Origin of the sequence: Enterobacter soli, from assembly GCF_964208575.1 — a bacterium.
GTDB classification, from domain to species: domain Bacteria; phylum Pseudomonadota; class Gammaproteobacteria; order Enterobacterales; family Enterobacteriaceae; genus Enterobacter; species Enterobacter soli_A.
On record NZ_CAXOFU010000002.1, the window covers coordinates 103,938 to 120,520 of the forward strand.

Genomic DNA, 16,583 nt, shown 5'->3' on the forward strand with positions numbered 1-16,583 from the left:
CCTCTCCGTTATCCAAGCAGCTGGTGAATGCGTTTCAGTCCCGCCACCAGTCTGTCAACCTCTTCCAGGGTGTTGTACATCACCAGCGACGCGCGGCACATGGCCGGGACCTGGTAAAACGCCATCAGCGGCATCGCGCAGTGGTGCCCGGTGCGCACGGCCACGCCGTAGTTATCGAGGAAGCTCCCCACGTCATAGGCGTGATGCTTCCCGAGATTAAAGGCGATAACCCCCTGACGCGCCGCAGGGCCGTAAAGGGTGAGATCCGGCACGCTGGCGAGCTCTTGCAGGGCGTAATGCATCAGCACCTGCTCGTATTCCTGGATGGCATCAAGGCCAATGGAGGAAACGTAGGCAATCGCCGCGCCCAGGCCGATGATGCCCCCGGTGTTTGGCGTCCCCGCCTCAAAGCGCCACGGCGCGCGGGCGTAGGTGGTGCCTTCCGTCAGGCTGACGGTGGCGATCATCGACCCGCCCCCTTCCCACGGCGGCATCGCCTGCAAAATGTCCTCTTTGACGTAGAGCACGCCGATCCCGGTCGGCCCGTAGAGCTTGTGCCCGGAGAAGACGTAGAAATCGCAGTCCAGCGCCTGCACGTCAACCCGGTGGTGCATCACCGCCTGGGCGCCGTCGATCAGCACCTTCGCGCCAGCGCGGTGCGCCTTGTCGATAATCTCCGCGACCGGGTTTTCGGTGCCCAGCACGTTAGAAACCTGTGTCACCGCCACCAGCCGGGTATTTTCGTCGAGCAGCGCGTCGAGCCGCTCAAGCTGCAGCGTGCCGTCCAGGTTCAGCGGGATGACGCGAAGCTCCGCTCCCGTGCGTTCGCAGAGCATCTGCCACGGGACGATGTTCGCGTGGTGCTCCATCTGGGTGATAACGATGTTATCGCCCGCGTGGACCTCCGCGCTGCCCCAGCTGTTCGCCACCAGGTTGATTCCTTCAGTCGTTCCGCGCACGAACACCAGCTCTTCCGGCGAGCGCGCGTTGAGGAATGCCGCCACCTGCGTGCGCACGTTCTCCATGCTCTGGGTCGCCTCGGCGCTCAGGGTGTGGATCCCGCGGTGCACGGCGGCGTAGCCGTGGCGGTAGAATTCCGCTTCGGCGTCAATCACCTGATTCGGCTTCTGGGCGCTGGCCGCGCTGTCGAGGTAGGCCAGCGGCAAACCGTTCACTTCACGGGTCAGAACCGGGAAATCTGCCCGTACTTTGTCGACGGGAAAACTCATGCTTCGCCTCCGGGCAAACGCTGGCCAATGCGCGCCAGCACCTGCTGTTTTAACGCACCGTCGCTCAGGGCCTCGGTCAGCTCCGCCGCGAATGCGTAAATAATCATCTTCTGCGCCGCCTGCCGATCTATCCCGCGCGAGCGCAGATAGAACATCTGTTCGTCGTCAATGCGCCCGACGGTTGCGCCGTGGCTGCATTTCACGTCGTCGGCGTAGATCTCCAGCTGCGGCTTGGTGTCGACTTCCGCCAGACGCCCCAGCAGCAGGTTGTTATTGGTCATCTGCCCGTCGGTTTTAATGGCGTGCTGTGCGACGTTAATCAGCCCGTTAAACACCGCGCGGCCTTTGTCGCTGACGATGGTTTTGTGCAGCTGGCGGCTGTTGCAGTAGCCTTTGTTGTGCTCAAGCCAGGTGCGGGTGTCGCACACTTCCGATTTAACCGGCATCGCCAGGCTGTTGATGCGCAGCGTGGTGTTTTCACCGTTGAGCTGGGTGCTAGTGTTGTGACGCAGCACCGCGCCGCCGAGCAGGAAGCTGTGGCTGTACGCCGCGCCGTCCTGCCCCAGCACAATGTCGTTGTGGGCAAAGTGGTGGCTGACCGGGTTTTCAAACGCCAGCTTGACGTGGTGAAGCTGCGCGTTAGCGGCAACGTTCATCGTCAGACGCGCCCCCGTGAAGTGCCGGGCGTCGGTCAGGCTGGCGTAATGTTCGATAATCGTCGCCTCCGCCCCTTCCGCCAGCTCAAGATGGTGGCGGTAGTGGGCGGTGTTGATCTCGTCACCGCTCAGCCCCTGGGTGATGTGCATTAGCAGCAGCGGCTTCGCGGGGCGCTGGTTGCGCTTCACGCGGATGTGCGTAACGCTTTGCGCCAGGCTCTCGGTGAGATGCAGGAACACTTCCGGCTGCACCGGGGCGGCCAGCGCCTGACGATCGTCATTCACGGCAATTTCAAAACCGCTCTCCTGCGTGCTGTCGCTCAGCTCCGGACGAAAACGCCCGTCGACGAACACCAGCCGGGTGGCCTCAACGCTCAGCGCCAGCGCATCGCGCTGGGCGGGGCTGACGTCCGCCAGGCGCGTCACAAACTCGCCGTTCAGCAGGCCGTCCAGCGGCGTGTATTTCCAGTTTTCGTGCTTACGTCCCGGCAACCCGAGGCGCAGCATCTGCTGCAGGTGCTGCTGGGCGTGTTCGGAGCGGCTATCGCCCTGCGCTTCAAACAGGCGATGCCACTGCTGGAGCGCATTACTGCTGTTCGGTAAGCCAGCCATAGCCCTGCTCCTCCAGTTGTTTAACCAGCGTAAAGTCACCGGATTTCACAATGCGCCCCTGATAGAGCACGTGGACAAAGTCCGGCTTGATGTAGTCGAGAATACGCTGATAGTGGGTGACGATAATAAACGAACGGTTGCCGTCGCGCAGGGAGTTAACGCCGTCGGCGACAATCTTCAGGGCGTCGATATCCAGCCCGGAGTCCGTCTCATCGAGGATGCACAGCTCAGGCTCCAGTACCGCCATCTGCAAAATGTCGTTGCGTTTTTTCTCACCGCCGGAGAAGCCGACGTTCACCGAGCGAGTGAGCAAATCTTCTGGCATTTTCAGCAGCTTGATTTTCTCTTCCATTAAATCCTGGAAGTCGAAGCGGTCGAGCGCCTCCAGCCCCCGGTATTTGCGCACCGCGTTGAGCGCGGTTTGCAGGAAGAACTGGTTGCTGACGCCGGGGATTTCCACCGGATACTGGAAGGCCATAAAGATGCCCTCGCCCGCGCGATCCTCCGGCGACATCTCCAGCAGATCTTTGCCGTTAAACACCACCGAGCCGTGCGTCACTTCGTAATCTTCGCGTCCTGCCAGCGTCGCCGAAAGCGTACTTTTCCCGGAGCCGTTCGGCCCCATAATGGCGTGAACTTCACCCGGCTTGACGTCAAAATTCAGCCCGCGCAGGATCTCTTTGTCTTCCACGCTTACCTGTAAATCTTTAATGCTTAACATGTGCTTTCCTTAACCGACGCTGTGTTCAAGACTAATGGCGAGGAGTTTTTGTGCTTCAACGGCAAATTCCAGCGGCAGTTCAGAGAACACGTCCTTACAGAAGCCGTTCACAATCATGGATATCGCATCTTCTTCGCTGATCCCGCGCTGCAGGCAGTAGAAGAGCTGGTCTTCACCGATACGTGAGGTGGTCGCCTCGTGCTCAAGCTGGGCGCTGTTGTTGCGGCACTCGACGTACGGGAAGGTGTGCGCCCCGCTGTCCGGGCCAATCAGCATAGAGTCGCACTGGGTAAAGTTACGGGCGTTGGTCGCGGTTGGCATGATTTTCACCAGCCCGCGGTAGCTGTTCTGGCTGTGCCCGGCAGAGATCCCTTTCGAGATGATGGTCGATTTGGTGTTTTTCCCGATGTGGATCATCTTGGTGCCGGTATCGGCCTGCTGATGGCCGCTGGTCAGCGCCACCGAGTAGAACTCACCGATGGAGTTATCCCCGCGCAGAATGCAGCTTGGGTATTTCCAGGTGATCGCCGAGCCGGTTTCCGACTGGGTCCACGACATTTTGCTGTTTTCGCCTTCGCACAGCGCGCGCTTGGTGACGAAGTTCAGAATGCCGCCGGTATTGCCGTCACCCGGGAACCAGTTCTGCACCGTGGAGTATTTCACCTCCGCGTCCTTATGGATGATGACCTCAACCACCGCCGCGTGCAGCTGGTAGCTGTCGCGCACCGGTGCAGAACAGCCTTCGATGTAGCTCACGTAGCTGCCTTCATCCGCCACGAGGATCGTGCGTTCGAACTGGCCGGTTTTTTCCGCGTTGATGCGGAAATAGGTCGACAACTCCATCGGGCAGCGCACGCCTTTTGGCACATAGATAAAGGTGCCGTCGGACGCGACCGCCGCATTGAGCGCGGCAAAGAAGTTATCGTTGCTCGGCACCACGGTGCCAATGTACTTTTTCACCAGCTCAGGGTGATCGTGAATGGCTTCGCCAAACGAGCAGAAGATGATCCCTTGCTCCGCCAGCTTCTCGCGATAGGTGGTCGCCACGGAGACGGAGTCAAAAATGGCGTCGACCGCGACCTCTTTCCCTTCGCGCACCGGCACGCCCAGCTGGTTGAACGCCTCTTCCACCTCTTTGCTGAGGAAGCTGTTCTCGGCCCCGGACTGCTGTACCGCCCCGGGCTGCGAGGCGCAGGTGTCATCACAGCTGCCGCAGGATGGCGCGGAATAGTAGCTGTAATCCTGATAGTTCAGCTTGTCGTAGTGCGCCTTAAGCCAGTGCGGCTCTTCCATGTCCAGCCAGGCGCGAAACGCGCTCAGGCGAAACTCCAGCATCCACTCGGGTTCGTTGCGCTTGGCAGAGATCGCGCGCACCACCTCTTCGTTGATGCCTTTTGCCAGCTCGTCGGTTTGCAGCTGCGTGAAGAACCCCTCTTTGTAGTTGAGGTGGCCGCCGCTCCAGGTGTTGACATCGTCAGTTGCTTCAGTATTACGAGACATAGTACCGCCTATACCCCAAAGCTTTCGCCGCAGCCGCATTCGTTCTGGGCTTTCGGGTTATGAAATTTGAATAACTGGTTTAAGCCTTCGCGAACGTAGTCGACTTCGGTTCCGTCGATAAAAGGCATCGCCTGCAGCGCAACGAACAGCTTCGCGCCGTCGGTTTCAAAGACCAGATCGTCTTTTTCCGGCTCGGTGACGGTGTCCAGCACGTAGCCGAACCCGGCGCAGCCGGTCTGCTTAACGCCCAGGCGCACGCCGAGGATCTCGGGCTTTTTCGCCACCAGCTCGTGAATGTGTGCCGCCGCCGCGGGCGTGAGCGTAAGGCCACGCCAGGCAAAATCGGCAGGATTGAAGGTTTCTGAATGCAATTCCATAGGTCCACCTCATGTATTGAGCCACCAGGGCATAACACCATGTTAGTGATAACGATTATCACTTCAACCCCTTGCGAGCAGGGGCTTTCAGGTAAATCGCCCTTTTTGACTACTTTTATTAAGCATAGACCCTGATGGGTCAGGCAGGAGGGATGGATTTAATTGTTCAATACATTGATAAATAATGGCTTTTGAAACGCGAAGGCTATTGATGCGCGGAAAAATAAAATATGCATCGGAAATGCCTATTTTTGAGATAGCTGTGGCTCAGCCGAGCCGAACGAGAAGATATACGGGGAGAAACAAAAAAGGCCCTTTCGGACCCCTTAATCAAATGTGGAACGACACGGCAAAGCCCTGTTCCCGCCAGTGGTCGAGCTGTTCCTGCTGACGCGGCGTTGGCGCTTTCCCCGTCCAGACAAAAATATTCTGCCCCGGGAAAAGCTCCGGGCGCGGTGAATCGATAGGTTCAGCCAGCACGTCAATATGCCAGCCCTTGTTCGCCAGTCGGGCGGCTTCCAGCCAGAGATGGGTGCGATCGTCGCACTCCCAGCCGATCAGCAGCGCATCTTTTCCGGCTTTTTTACGCGACTCCATCAGCGACGTAATCGCAAACTCAATCAGCACGCCGTCGAGCAGGCTCGCCATGTGACGGACCGTGTTTTGATCCTGATTCATGCGCTGGCGCACCGGGGTGATGATGTTATCGATAAGAACGTCCATCGCGTGATCGCGGCGGAACTCACTGATTTTGGCGCGCAGCCTGACGGGGCTGGCGTGGCGCACAACAAGCATCATCTCTTCCTGGAAAGAGGTCCAGTTGCCCTGGATCATGACGTCTTTGTTTTCTAGCAGCGCTTTTACTTTGCCGACCGAAACGCCGCTTTTCATCAGGCGTTTGATCTCTTCAATGCGCAGGATATCTTCATCGTCAAATTGACGATGGCCCCCTTCGCTTCGCTGCGGCTTCAACAAACCATAACGGCGCTGCCAGGCACGCAGCGTAACGGGGTTGATACCGCACCGTTCAGCGACTTCGCCGATACTGTAATAGGCCATTAACTCCCTCACGCTCAATACTTCCATACCCAACCTTACCAGATTGTACAAACTATTTGTATAACTAAGACCTCACTCTGTTACAAGTGGATGATCCGGAAATCACCCACTCGTTAATGTATTGTTGTATAAATTGAGCCTCACGTACAGCAAACCCTTCAGGATTTGGTACAGTTTTCTCAGAAATCGAACTTTTTCTCAGGCCAGGCGATGGCCGGAATACCGCCCAGACGGGGGCTGGCAAACAGGTGTCCCTGGAACTGTGAAATACCCGCAGACTCAAGCCACATCCACTCTTCGGCCCGCTCTACGCCCACCGCGCAAAACTCGATTTCCAGCGATGCGCAGCAGCTGATGATGGCTTGTACAATCGCCTGGCGCGGGCCGCTTTTGTGCACGTTGGCAATCAAATCGCGATTAATCTTAATTCTGTCCGGCTGGAACTGCGCCAGCAGCTGAAGACCGGCGAAACCCGCCCCAAAGTGATCGATAGTGATGCTGATCCCGGCGCTTTTGAGCTGCCTGACCGAGTTTTTAAACTCGTCGAAACGAGAAATCGCCTCGCTCTCGGTAAACTCAATGACCACCTGCTCCGGCACAAAGCCGTTTGCCACAATGGCGGTGAGCAAAAAGTCCACCGCGTCGGGGACGTTCACCAGCGTCATGGGCAGCAGGTTGAGCGCCAGACGCTGATCCTGCAGCCCCAGCGCGCTGGCCATCGACAGGGCGACCTGCTTGCTTCTCAGGTCGGACTCGTACAGCGCCATCCCTTCAAGCTCGTTGAAATAGTCGCCGGGCGATCCGCCTGACGGGGTGCGAACCAGCGCCTCCCAGGAGACAACCTGCTGCATGAACGGGTCAACGATGGGCTGAAACGCGAAGCTGCAGTCCGCTCCCTTAGCAATAACCTCTGGCCGGGTCGAGGAGGCCGTTTCTTCCGGAATGAAATCCCACGCGTCCCCCGGCGGCAGCTCAAAGTAGTTTGCCTTTTCGGTGGCCTCAACGAAGGTGCGGAAAAACTGCAGCGCGCGATCGTTATAGGTCATCTGATACCGGGTCGTGCTTTTATCCAGCACCTGCTGCAGCACCTCGTCCCTGTCGTACTTGCGCAGGTCGAACAGCTCCATTCCGACGTTGCCAAAGCGTCGAGACGGCCCGTGATCGCACAGCAGCTCCACCAGGTTATGGTGGCGCGGATCGCGGCAGATATTTTGATAAATTTCCGTCACCCGCTCTTCCGGTCCCTCGAGCAGCTGGAAAAAATGCGTGCCGTTGAACAGCAGGATCCCGGAAACATCCGCGTGTGAATTCGTACTATTTGCAGCAGCTACCATGTCTTCCAGCGCTTTCACCGGAACGTCATCGCAGATATGACTGCGGTAAATGATGGTTGTAAGCATGCTATTCCTGAGGAGTTAAGGGATCGACCACAAAAAATGTGGATAGGCATCTGTTATAGCACATTAATTGCCTAACAAATAATTTACATCTCAATGATTTACACTATTCACAACATGAATGTTTCCTTTGTACAAGTCTTCTTAACTCTCCGAGATTGTACAATATATCCTGTTAATAAGTTGTCAAATTGTGACAACATAAGCTACTGATTAGTAAAAAGTTTATAAAATATATCATAAAAACTTTAAAAATCTGTACATTTTGGATGTACAGATTTAAAAAATATGTATACCTTAATTGTAACGTTACTGATTACGGAAATTTACAGGAGCGAAACATGCAGCAAAACGGTTATGTCGCAGATTCTGCCGCAGCGATTGCGCAATATTTCGAGAAAGCCGCAATGCCCACCCAGCAGGAAACCCTGGGGCAGGTGGTGGTAGAAATTCTGAGTGACGGGCGAAACCTGAATCGCAAATCGCTCTGCACCAAATTGTTAAGTCGCCTCGAAAAGGCCGAAGGCCCCGAAGAGGAACATCATTATCACATGCTGCTTGGGCTGCTTTTCGAACGGTAACGTATGAACAGCAGTGACGCAGACAAACTGATTGACCAGCTACTCGGTGAAGCCGTTCTTTCCCTTCTGAAAGAGCGGGGGCCTGTGACAACCGATGCACTGGTTCAGCGTCTGCGTGACATGAAAGCACATGAACAAGATCCCCAGCGGCGGGAGACTCTCGCGATGGTGATTGCCGAAATAGGTAATAACAGCATCGCCTTTAAGCGTCGCAGAACCGCGCAAGGACGGCCAGAAAGAGAGGGACCTCTCAGGAATTATAGAGACAATGTAGTGCCGTTATTTGGTAATGGAAAACCGACCGACCCAAAGAAAATACATTGACTGCAACCATACAGCTACGGTGAGAACACATGAGACAAAATATTCAGCCTCAACCAGAATACCATTCTGCTTTCCTTGAGAGCCCGCTTTCGGAGTACTTCCGTCATGCAGGCGAACGCTTTGCTGAAGAGTCCGCTGTTTTTTCGAGTGCAGTACGTTCCGTCCTCTCCTCAGAGGGGCATTTAACCAACAAGGCCATTATTTTGTGGCTGATTCAGACCCTGGAAGCGACAGACGATGTCGTCAGGGCTGATGTCATCCGCAAAACCCTGGAAATTGTTGTCGGCTACACGATGGACGATCTTTGACGTATTTTCCTCTGCCCGGCTAACGTGTCATCGTCAATTGTGACGATTCCCCTGACGATGACACGCCCCTCCCCCCCTGTAACGCCCTGTATAGCTGAAATGTGAATCTGGCACAGATCCTGCTAATCCCCTTTTACGGGACTGGGATTTCCAGTTAAACATCACTTCATTTATTAACAGGTCTGTTATTGATGAAAAAAATCGCAAGCGTCTGCCCCTACTGCGGTGCGGGCTGCAAATTAAATCTGGTCGTCGACAATAACCGTATCATCCGTGCCGAAGCCGCCGATGGCGTCACCAATCAGGGCACCCTCTGTCTGAAAGGCTTTTACGGCTGGGACTTCCTCAACGACACCCGCCTGCTCACCCCCCGCTTAACGCAGCCCATGATCCGCTACCGCAAAGGCGAAGCCTTTACGCCGGTCACCTGGGAAGAGGCCATTCGCTATACCGCACAAAAGCTGAAAAGCATTAAGGATCGGCATGGCCCACGCGCGATCATGACCACCGGCTCGTCCAGAGGAACGGGCAACGAAACCAACTACGTGATGCAAAAATTCGCCCGCGCGGTGCTCAACACCAACAACGTCGACTGCTGCGCGCGCGTCTGCCACGGCCCTTCCGTTGCCGGTTTACAGGAAACCCTCGGCAACGGCGCAATGAGCAACTCGATTAACGACATCGAAAACTCCAAATGCCTGCTGGTGTTTGGCTATAACTGCGCCGATTCACACCCTATCGTCGCCAGACGCGTTCTCAAAGCGCGCGAAAACGGCGCGAAAATTATCGTCTGCGACCCGCGCCGCATCGAGACCGCGCGCATTGCCGACCAGCATCTGCAGCTGAACAACGGCAGCAATATGGCGCTGGTGAATGCCTTTGGCTATGTGCTGCTGGAGGAAGAGCTGTACGACAAAAGCTACGTCGCCCGCTTTACCGAGGGGCTGGACGCCTATCGCGACGCGGTGAAAGACTACGCCCCGGAAAAGGTCGAACACCTGACGGGGATCGCCGCCGCGGACGTGCGTCAGGCGATGCGTACCTTTGCCGCCGCGCCGTCCGCCACGGTGATGTGGGGCATGGGCGTGACCCAGTTTGGCCAGGCAGTGGACGTGGTGAAAGGCCTGTCGAGCCTCGCCCTGCTGACCGGCAACCTCGGACGCCCGGCGGTGGGCGTCGGCCCGGTTCGCGGGCAGAACAACGTGCAGGGCGCCTGCGATATGGGCGTGCTGCCGAATATGTTCCCCGGCTACCAGAACGTTACCGACCCGGCGGTACGCCAGAAATTTGCCGATGCCTGGGGAATCGACGCGGAAAAAATGGACAAGCAGGTCGGCACGCGCATTACCGAAGTGCCGCATCTGGCGCTGGAGGGCAAGGTCAAAGCCTACTACATCATGGGTGAAGATCCGCTTCAGACCGAAGCCGACCTCGGCCTGGTGCGCAGCGGCTTTGAGGCGCTCGACTTCGTGGTGGTTCAGGACATCTTCATGACCAAAACCGCCGAAGTTGCCGACGTGCTGCTCCCGGCCACCTCGTGGGGCGAGCACGGCGGCGTATTTACCTGCGCCGACCGCGGCTTCCAGCGCTTCGGCAAAGCCATCGAACCGAGCGGCAACGTGAAGCGCGACTGGGAGATTATCAGCCTGCTGGCGGCGGAGATGGGTTACCCGATGCACTACGACTCGGAGCAGCAGATCTGGGACGAGATGCGCGAGCTGTGCCCGCTGTTCTACGGTGTGACCTGGGAAAAAATGGGCGAGATGGGGCACGTGCAGTGGCCGTGCCCTACCCTCGACCATCCCGGCACCCCTTACCTGTACAAAGACAACCGGTTCGACACCCCGAGCGGTAAGGGCCAGCTTTTTGCCACCGCCTGGCGCGCCCCGGCCGAAACGCCGGACGCGGAGTACCCGCTGGTGCTATGCACGGTACGCGAAGTGGGGCACTACTCCTGCCGCTCCATGACCGGCAACTGCGCCGCGATGCAAAGCCTGGCCGACGAGCCGGGTCGCGTGCAGCTCAATCCGGCCGACGCCGACGCGCTTAACGTTCGCGACGGACAGCTGGTGTGGGTGCGCTCGCGGCGCGGCAAGGTGATCACCCGCGCCAGCATCAGCGAGCGTATCAACAAGGGGGCGGTCTATATGACCTACCAGTGGTGGATTGGCGCCTGCAACGAGCTGACCCAGGATAACCTCGACCCGGTCTCCAAAACGCCGGAAACCAAGTACTGCGCGGTTCAGCTGGAAGCGATTGAGGATCAGCGCTGGGCAGAGGACTTTGCCGCCTCCGCCTACCAGACCATGAAAACGCGGTTAATTAACGCCGTGAACGTCTGACGGGCGCCGGCCTGCGCGCCGTGCAGGCCGGATTTTCAAAACGCCGCCGCGTTCCCCTGGTGCAGTTTGTTGAGAAACAGCACCAACTCTAAGTCGCTTTGCAGGTTAAATTTTTTCATCACCGCGTACTTGTGGTTGTAGACCGTCTTATCGCTGATTTTCAGCTCATCGGCGATTTCCAGCGCGGTTTTCCCCCGATACAGCGCATCCATGATCCGGTGCTGTTTTCCGGACAGCGCCTTGTGCGGGCAGGCCTGACAGGAACAGGTGTTTTTCTGCGCCCCCACCAGCTGCTCCTTTTTCCAGGCAAAATAGAGGATCTGGCTCAGCCGGTCGCCGGTGATTTTTCGCGGCAGCAGCAGAATATCCGCGATGCAGGGCGGCAGCGCCGACGCGCGGGCCACGTTGTCCGCCAGGCCGATAATAATCCCCTTACTGCGCACGCTTAATGCCGGAATACAGTGGAAGTTACCGCCCGTTTGCAGCGAGAGAATAAGAATATCCGCCTGGCGGATATTCTCAGGCGTATAGTCATACCCAATCGCCGGAGGCTGCGAAAATTCGCTGGAAAAAGCCTGCGCAATAACCGCTTCCAGCCCGTACCGATACAGCACATCGTCGTCTTTAATTAAAACGTTTATCATCCCTGCCTCCGATAGTTGAAAGGTCAGTTATATTGCATGGTGAGCACCACGGTGCTGTTTACCGTACCCGGCGTCACGCCGCCCCCGCTGGAATAGATCCAGGCCTTCATGCCAAGCGTTATTGTCCTGTCGCTCTCAACGGGGCGATTGATTCGCGTCCCCGCGCCAGCGGCATTGCCCGTCAGAAGATCCTGCAACCCCACGGCCACGCCCCCTGCCGACCCGCTGTTTTTATAGTAATCCCCTCCCGCCGCCGGATCGGTTACCCCGGAAAACTGCACGCTAACGCTTTTGGTTCCCGCCGGGCATTGGGTAAAGCGCAGCGCAAAGGGAACGGGCTCGGAGTGCGAATGCGGCGTTGCCATATTCGAGGCGTAAATATCGCCGAGATTAATATTCAGGCCGTTATTTCCGCCGTTGAAAATACAGGGTGACGCAACGATATCTCCGGTCACGTCAATATCCACGCTGTCTCCGGCGCAGGCGGGAAATATCGCCAGCCAGGAGGCAAAAATAGCGCTGTTAATAACATGCATCTTCACCCTCCTGCCTATTGATAGGTCAGCGTTAACGTCGCCGAGGCATTTGCCGACCCGGTGGTGACCGAAGAGCGGGTTTGATAATAGCGGGCGGTGAGCGGGAACATCTCCTGCCCACCCGCGCTTCTTTTCAGCAGCAGATTGCTGTTCAGCGTCAGCGGCACACCGTTATAAAGAAGCTGTACGCCCACGCCCCCCGCCACCCCGGCGCTGCCCTGCCCGGTTAACGCCAGAACGCTGGGATCGCCGACCTCCGGATGCTGCAAGCCCGTAAGTATCATATTGATATTGGCGCTGCTGTCACAGTCCAGGATAAGACTCTGCGTTTTCTGCGCCGAGGGCGGCGTCGTTCCCGCGGCATCGCCAAAATCACCGACGTTGACCTCGCCGAAGGCATACGCGAGGTGCGGCGTTCTGATGGTGCAGGCCACCTGGGTAATGGAGCCCGCCCCGGCCAATATCGGAATTTCTCCGCCTAATGCACCGCCGCGCGAACGGGCGGTATAGGCAATAAACGAGGCCAGCTGGCCGCTCAGGGAGCCTGAGACAATATTGCCCGTTTTCCAGAACTGAATAATTGGCTGGAAATCGTTGATATCGAGATCCCCGGCGTTTGAGCTCCAGCTCACGGTCGCCATATTTTCCGCCGTAATCCAGGTCGTACCGGAATATTTCGCCGGGCCCGCGCTGGTGTTTTTGTAATAGCCGAAGGATATCCCCACGCCGGGAAGAGTCGTCGCGTATACCCGGCGACCGCTCGACGAGGTAAAAAGGTAGGGCAGCACGCCGCTTTTCATTCCGGCGCTCGACCCTTCATCCGCCGCCGCAGCGCAGGTAAAGGCGTGGGCCAGCGTGCCGTATATTTCATTGCTGATGGCCTGCCCGACCGCCACGTCCCGCTGAACGACAATATTGCCGTAATCGACGGTATAGGGTGAGCCGATAAAGGTATAGGCGCAGCCCCAGCCGCTCAGCGGAAATAAAACGGCTAACAGCAGCCCGGCATATCTGATGAATTGCATCTGTTTACTTTCTCTTAAAGGGTAATTACCGGCACAGGGCGTTTGCCACGGCGACGTCGTTAACCCGCGCGTTCTCGGGAATAAAATAGCGCGCCCGGCAGGACTGGCCTGGGTCATCGCCCCATTTCACCAGCAGGTTTCCTTGTGGGGCTAGCCCGGTTAAATAGACCTGCCCGCCGCTGCCGACGATAAAGCCGTTGCCCGACGCCCCGTCAACGGTCGCCATCGCGCCGAACGGAATAACCTCTCCGGCGGGTTTGGCGAGGGTTAACAGCAGGCGCATCCCGACGTGCGAAACATAGTCCGCCCGCACGATCGCCCCGCGCGTCGGCACCACGGTTTTCACGGTTTGCTCCAGCTCGACGTTGCCCGGCAGCGTTTCGGTGACCAGGCCGACGTCGTTTTTGCGGTACGGCATCAGGTTCGCGGCCAGGGTGTAGCCGCGGTAATCGGTTTTTACGCCCGTCATATTCTGAACGCCGACCCCCGCCGCCCCCGGCGCGCGGATCAGGACGTTGGTCTCCCCGAGCGGCTGGGAGAAGGTCACGCCGTCGGCATGGGCCAGCACTCCGCCCTGAAGGCCGTAGTTCAGCCGTTCGCTGTTTCTGTCGTAGCTGTAGCCTGCGGTCACCTCGCTATAGGTGCCTTTATAATCGCCATTCACGTTGCCGGAATAGCCCACGCCGTGGGTGCCATAGCCCTGCTGGATGTTCCAGCTCAGGGCATTGCCCTCCAGCGCCACGCCGCTTACCCCCAGAGTCTGGGTGCTGCCCCCGCCCCGGCGGGTGCCTGAACCGTAGTTCGCCCAGGCTTGCGGCAAAAACGCGTCCAGCGGTACGCTGACGTTCAGCGCCAGCAGCCGATCCGTCCCCGCCGTCGCCCGGCTGGTGGACGTACCGCCCCCGCCGTTCTTGCTGAGGGTCCAGGTCAGGCCGTAGTTGACGCTGCGCCAGGCATTGCTGTAGGCCAGGCTCCAGGAGGCCATCGATTTTTCCCCGCTCCAGTAATCCTCCCTCGCGGCGCTGAGCATCACCGCGCCAAGCTGGCCGCCGAGCGACTGGCTCATGGTCAGCTCTGCCCGGTTTCGCCGTCGTTCCCGCAGCGCGGTGCCGTCGCCCCAGGAGTCCAGCACGTCCTGCATGGCGTAGTACCCGCTCGTCGAGTAGCGATATCCGGCAATGGAAAACTGGGTGCCGGTGGCGACGATATTTTTGCTGTAACGGGCGCGCCAGGACTGCCCGCTGGATTGTTGACCGCCCTGCGGCGTGGCCCAGCCCTGGGTCACGTCCGCGGAGACAGCGCCGAGATCGCCCATGTTTTTCCCCAGACCCGCCGCGACGGACTGATACTTGCCCGACGCCTGAAGCCCGCCGTACAGCGTCAGCCCATAGGGCAGCCCCACGATCCCGGTCAGCTGTCCGAAAGGCGTATTCTGCACGTCGCTGCTGTAGGCGCGATACCGCCCGGCGGTGAGCGCGTACTTCACGTGCCCCTCCCGCTGCAGCACCGGAAGCGAGGCATAGGGCACGGTAAACTGCTGCTCGCTGCCGTCCGCTTCTTTAACGGTGACGTCCAGATCCCCCGCGCCTCCCGTGGGGTACATATCGGTGATTTCAAACGCCCCCGGGGCAACGTAGCTCTGGTAAATCTGATACCCGTTCTGGCGAATAATGACCTGCGCGTGGGTGCGGGCAATTCCGCGCACCGCCGGGGCATAGCCCCGGAGCGAATCCGGCAGCATATCGTCGTCGGAAGCGAGCTGGACGCCGCGAAACGGCAGGCTGTCGAACACGTCCGCGGGCGCGGAACTGTCTCCCAGCGTGAGCTGCGCCCCGAGCGGCGCGATTGCGCGCTGCGCGTAGGTGTAAACCGTGTCCCAGCTGTTCTGCCCCCGGGTATCGCGCGCCCACGTCGAGTAGTTGCGTAATCGCCACGGGCCGACGTTGATCCCCGGACGCAGGTTGGCGTACTGGTTGTGCGCTTCGCCGCCGCCAGTTCGCGCCCGGGTGCTGGCCCCGCTCAGGCTGTAGTTGAGCATCGCCGCCGTGATGCCGTCGTCCCACAGCGCGGGCGGGACGAAGCCTCGCGCCTCGGCGGAGAGCGCGGCCTGGGGAATGCTCAGGGCCAGCCGCTGCTGGCCGAACTGAAATTCCGCCTCGGCCTGCGGGATCGCCCGTAAGTTCGCGCAGGCCCCTTTATCCGACTCCAGCGCCGGGAACAGCGCGGTTTTCACGCCCCACTGCGCCAGCTGGGCCACGCTCAGGCAGGGTTCAAGCCGTTCGCTGCCGTCGGCGTCGGTCGCGGCGCTAAACGCAACGTCGCCCGCCTCCAGCCACCGATCGTTCAGCAGAATATCCACATGGTAAGTGCCCGGTGACTGGGCGCCGGATTCAAAATGCGACAGGTCGATCCTACCCGCGCTCGGGTTATCCAGCTCCACCAGCTCCGGGTTAAAAAGATCGCGGCTGAGCGCATGTTGCGTATATCCAGCAAGCGCTACAGCGATAAATAACGCCAGCCTGGCCGGCCGTATTTCCCCGTATTCCCTTACCATGTCGATTGTTCCTTTCGGTTAATTAACCGAAGCGCAGTATTTACAGAATGGCTTTATGAAGCGCACCCGGGCTGCCGTAATCGTTAATAATGCTGAACGTCACGTCGCCGGTCGGCGCGGCGGCGAGACAATCAAAAAACGTGGAGGCGTGCGGCAGCACGTAGCTCACGTCCGCAAGCGCTTTTCCCGCCACGGAAATCGCGTTGAAGTTCATTACAAAGTCCGTCGGGTTGGTGACCTGCAGCCTGTTTCCCACCCGGCGCCAGGTTAATTTCTCCGCCTGCTCTTCAGGCATATGGCCTTTCATTGCTGCCGGGCGATAGATCAGCTTGATGCGGGTTTTCACCGCAATTTGCAGGGTATTTTGTTTGGTCGATGCCGCAGGGATGGCTTTAATATTGAGCCAGAACAGGCTTTCGCGATCCTGCGGCAATGCTCCTGCCATCACAATGCGCTCGACGTTCTGTTGGTCTTTATCCAGACGGTAGAGCGGCGGCGTGATAATAAACGGCGCTTTCTCCGCTCCACCGTTTACGGTCTCAATCCACGACTGAATGAGATAGGGCGATGCGTCAGGATTATTAATATTAATCGCCGCTTCTTTTTTATTGCCGTCAAAGACAATTCGGGTGCCCCCAATAATCACGCCGGCGTGGGCGGTAAAAAACGGCCCACCGGCCAGAGCGGCGGCAAATAGAGCGTGGCGTAAACGGATCAT

Annotated in this window: 16 protein-coding genes; 4 read left to right on the forward strand and 12 right to left on the reverse strand. The window is 58.4% G+C overall.

Going from position 1 to position 16,583, the window contains the following annotated elements; genetic code table 11:
* Positions 1-8: 8 nt before the first annotated feature.
* The 7 genes from sufS to AB6V08_RS02355 form a co-directional block, all read right to left on the reverse strand.
* Positions 9-1,229 (reverse strand): cysteine desulfurase SufS, encoded by a 1,221-nt coding sequence (gene sufS / locus AB6V08_RS02325; protein ID WP_368541088.1) that lies wholly within the window; start codon positions 1,227-1,229, stop codon positions 9-11.
* Positions 1,226-2,497: a Fe-S cluster assembly protein SufD gene (gene sufD, locus AB6V08_RS02330; RefSeq protein ID WP_368541090.1), complete on the reverse strand. Its 1,272-nt coding sequence runs from the start codon at positions 2,495-2,497 to the stop codon at positions 1,226-1,228. The genes sufS and sufD overlap by 4 nt, the downstream gene beginning before the upstream one ends.
* Positions 2,472-3,218: a Fe-S cluster assembly ATPase SufC gene (sufC, locus tag AB6V08_RS02335; RefSeq protein WP_368541091.1), complete on the reverse strand. Its 747-nt coding sequence runs from the start codon at positions 3,216-3,218 to the stop codon at positions 2,472-2,474. Before sufC ends, sufD begins: the two co-directional genes overlap by 26 nt.
* Positions 3,219-3,227: 9 nt before the next feature.
* Positions 3,228-4,718: a Fe-S cluster assembly protein SufB gene (gene sufB, locus AB6V08_RS02340; protein WP_368541092.1), complete on the reverse strand. Its 1,491-nt coding sequence runs from the start codon at positions 4,716-4,718 to the stop codon at positions 3,228-3,230.
* Positions 4,719-4,726: 8 nt separating this feature from the next.
* Entirely contained in the window at positions 4,727-5,095 is a 369-nt protein-coding gene (gene sufA / locus AB6V08_RS02345) for a Fe-S cluster assembly scaffold SufA (RefSeq protein WP_010430228.1), read from the reverse strand.
* Positions 5,096-5,425: 330 nt separating this feature from the next.
* Positions 5,426-6,154, reverse strand: a complete 729-nt coding sequence (locus AB6V08_RS02350; protein WP_368541093.1) for a MerR family transcriptional regulator — start codon at positions 6,152-6,154, stop codon at positions 5,426-5,428.
* Between the two features lie 179 nt (positions 6,155-6,333).
* Positions 6,334-7,554 (reverse strand): diguanylate phosphodiesterase, encoded by a 1,221-nt coding sequence (locus AB6V08_RS02355; protein ID WP_368541094.1) that lies wholly within the window; start codon positions 7,552-7,554, stop codon positions 6,334-6,336.
* Between the two features lie 338 nt (positions 7,555-7,892).
* On the opposite strand from AB6V08_RS02355, the gene ycgZ reads away from it, so the two are divergent.
* From ycgZ to fdhF, 4 genes are all read left to right on the forward strand, one after another.
* The gene (gene ycgZ, locus AB6V08_RS02360) at positions 7,893-8,132 is read left to right on the forward strand and encodes a regulatory protein YcgZ (RefSeq protein WP_368541096.1); all 240 of its coding nucleotides are present in this window, start codon (positions 7,893-7,895) and stop codon (positions 8,130-8,132) included.
* Positions 8,133-8,135: 3 nt separating this feature from the next.
* Positions 8,136-8,456: a hypothetical protein gene (locus AB6V08_RS02365; RefSeq protein WP_368541097.1), complete on the forward strand. Its 321-nt coding sequence runs from the start codon at positions 8,136-8,138 to the stop codon at positions 8,454-8,456.
* A 29-nt stretch (positions 8,457-8,485) separates the two neighbouring features.
* Complete coding sequence (locus AB6V08_RS02370) at positions 8,486-8,764, forward strand: biofilm development regulator YmgB/AriR family protein (RefSeq protein ID WP_368541098.1); 279 nt, start codon at positions 8,486-8,488, stop codon at positions 8,762-8,764.
* 191 nt (positions 8,765-8,955) lie between these two features.
* Entirely contained in the window at positions 8,956-11,106 is a 2,151-nt protein-coding gene (gene fdhF / locus AB6V08_RS02375) for a formate dehydrogenase subunit alpha (RefSeq protein WP_368541099.1), read from the forward strand.
* A gap of 35 nt (positions 11,107-11,141) precedes the next feature.
* On the opposite strand, the gene AB6V08_RS02380 is transcribed toward fdhF, so the two are convergent.
* Genes AB6V08_RS02380 through AB6V08_RS02400 form a run of 5 tightly spaced genes read right to left on the reverse strand, consistent with a single transcriptional unit; the run spans position 11,142 to position 16,583 of the window.
* Entirely contained in the window at positions 11,142-11,750 is a 609-nt protein-coding gene (locus AB6V08_RS02380; RefSeq protein WP_368541100.1) for a helix-turn-helix transcriptional regulator, read from the reverse strand.
* Between the two features lie 23 nt (positions 11,751-11,773).
* Entirely contained in the window at positions 11,774-12,286 is a 513-nt protein-coding gene (locus AB6V08_RS02385; RefSeq protein ID WP_368541102.1) for a fimbrial protein, read from the reverse strand.
* A gap of 14 nt (positions 12,287-12,300) precedes the next feature.
* Complete coding sequence (locus AB6V08_RS02390; RefSeq protein WP_368541103.1) at positions 12,301-13,311, reverse strand: fimbrial protein; 1,011 nt, start codon at positions 13,309-13,311, stop codon at positions 12,301-12,303.
* Positions 13,312-13,336: 25 nt separating this feature from the next.
* On the reverse strand, positions 13,337-15,865 hold the full coding sequence (locus tag AB6V08_RS02395; RefSeq protein WP_368541104.1) for a fimbria/pilus outer membrane usher protein: 2,529 nt from the start codon (positions 15,863-15,865) through the stop codon (positions 13,337-13,339).
* 40 nt (positions 15,866-15,905) lie between these two features.
* Entirely contained in the window at positions 15,906-16,583 is a 678-nt protein-coding gene (locus tag AB6V08_RS02400; protein ID WP_368541106.1) for a molecular chaperone, read from the reverse strand.

Excerpts from the sequence above, each read along its gene's own strand:
- sufS (WP_368541088.1), bottom strand. The coding sequence starts at position 1,229 with ATGAGTTTTCCCGTCGACAAAGTACGGGCAGATTTCCCGGTTCTGACC.
- sufD (WP_368541090.1), bottom strand. The coding sequence starts at position 2,497 with ATGGCTGGCTTACCGAACAGCAGTAATGCGCTCCAGCAGTGGCATCGC.
- sufC (WP_368541091.1), bottom strand. The coding sequence starts at position 3,218 with ATGTTAAGCATTAAAGATTTACAGGTAAGCGTGGAAGACAAAGAGATC.
- sufB (WP_368541092.1), bottom strand. The coding sequence starts at position 4,718 with ATGTCTCGTAATACTGAAGCAACTGACGATGTCAACACCTGGAGCGGC.
- sufA (WP_010430228.1), bottom strand. The coding sequence starts at position 5,095 with ATGGAATTGCATTCAGAAACCTTCAATCCTGCCGATTTTGCCTGGCGT.
- AB6V08_RS02350 (WP_368541093.1), bottom strand. The coding sequence starts at position 6,154 with ATGGCCTATTACAGTATCGGCGAAGTCGCTGAACGGTGCGGTATCAAC.
- AB6V08_RS02355 (WP_368541094.1), bottom strand. The coding sequence starts at position 7,554 with ATGCTTACAACCATCATTTACCGCAGTCATATCTGCGATGACGTTCCG.
- ycgZ (WP_368541096.1), top strand. The coding sequence starts at position 7,893 with ATGCAGCAAAACGGTTATGTCGCAGATTCTGCCGCAGCGATTGCGCAA.
- AB6V08_RS02365 (WP_368541097.1), top strand. The coding sequence starts at position 8,136 with ATGAACAGCAGTGACGCAGACAAACTGATTGACCAGCTACTCGGTGAA.
- AB6V08_RS02370 (WP_368541098.1), top strand. The coding sequence starts at position 8,486 with ATGAGACAAAATATTCAGCCTCAACCAGAATACCATTCTGCTTTCCTT.
- fdhF (WP_368541099.1), top strand. The coding sequence starts at position 8,956 with ATGAAAAAAATCGCAAGCGTCTGCCCCTACTGCGGTGCGGGCTGCAAA.
- AB6V08_RS02380 (WP_368541100.1), bottom strand. The coding sequence starts at position 11,750 with ATGATAAACGTTTTAATTAAAGACGACGATGTGCTGTATCGGTACGGG.
- AB6V08_RS02385 (WP_368541102.1), bottom strand. The coding sequence starts at position 12,286 with ATGCATGTTATTAACAGCGCTATTTTTGCCTCCTGGCTGGCGATATTT.
- AB6V08_RS02390 (WP_368541103.1), bottom strand. The coding sequence starts at position 13,311 with ATGCAATTCATCAGATATGCCGGGCTGCTGTTAGCCGTTTTATTTCCG.
- AB6V08_RS02395 (WP_368541104.1), bottom strand. The coding sequence starts at position 15,865 with ATGGTAAGGGAATACGGGGAAATACGGCCGGCCAGGCTGGCGTTATTT.
- AB6V08_RS02400 (WP_368541106.1), bottom strand. The coding sequence starts at position 16,583 with ATGATCCGTTTACGCCACGCTCTATTTGCCGCCGCTCTGGCCGGTGGG.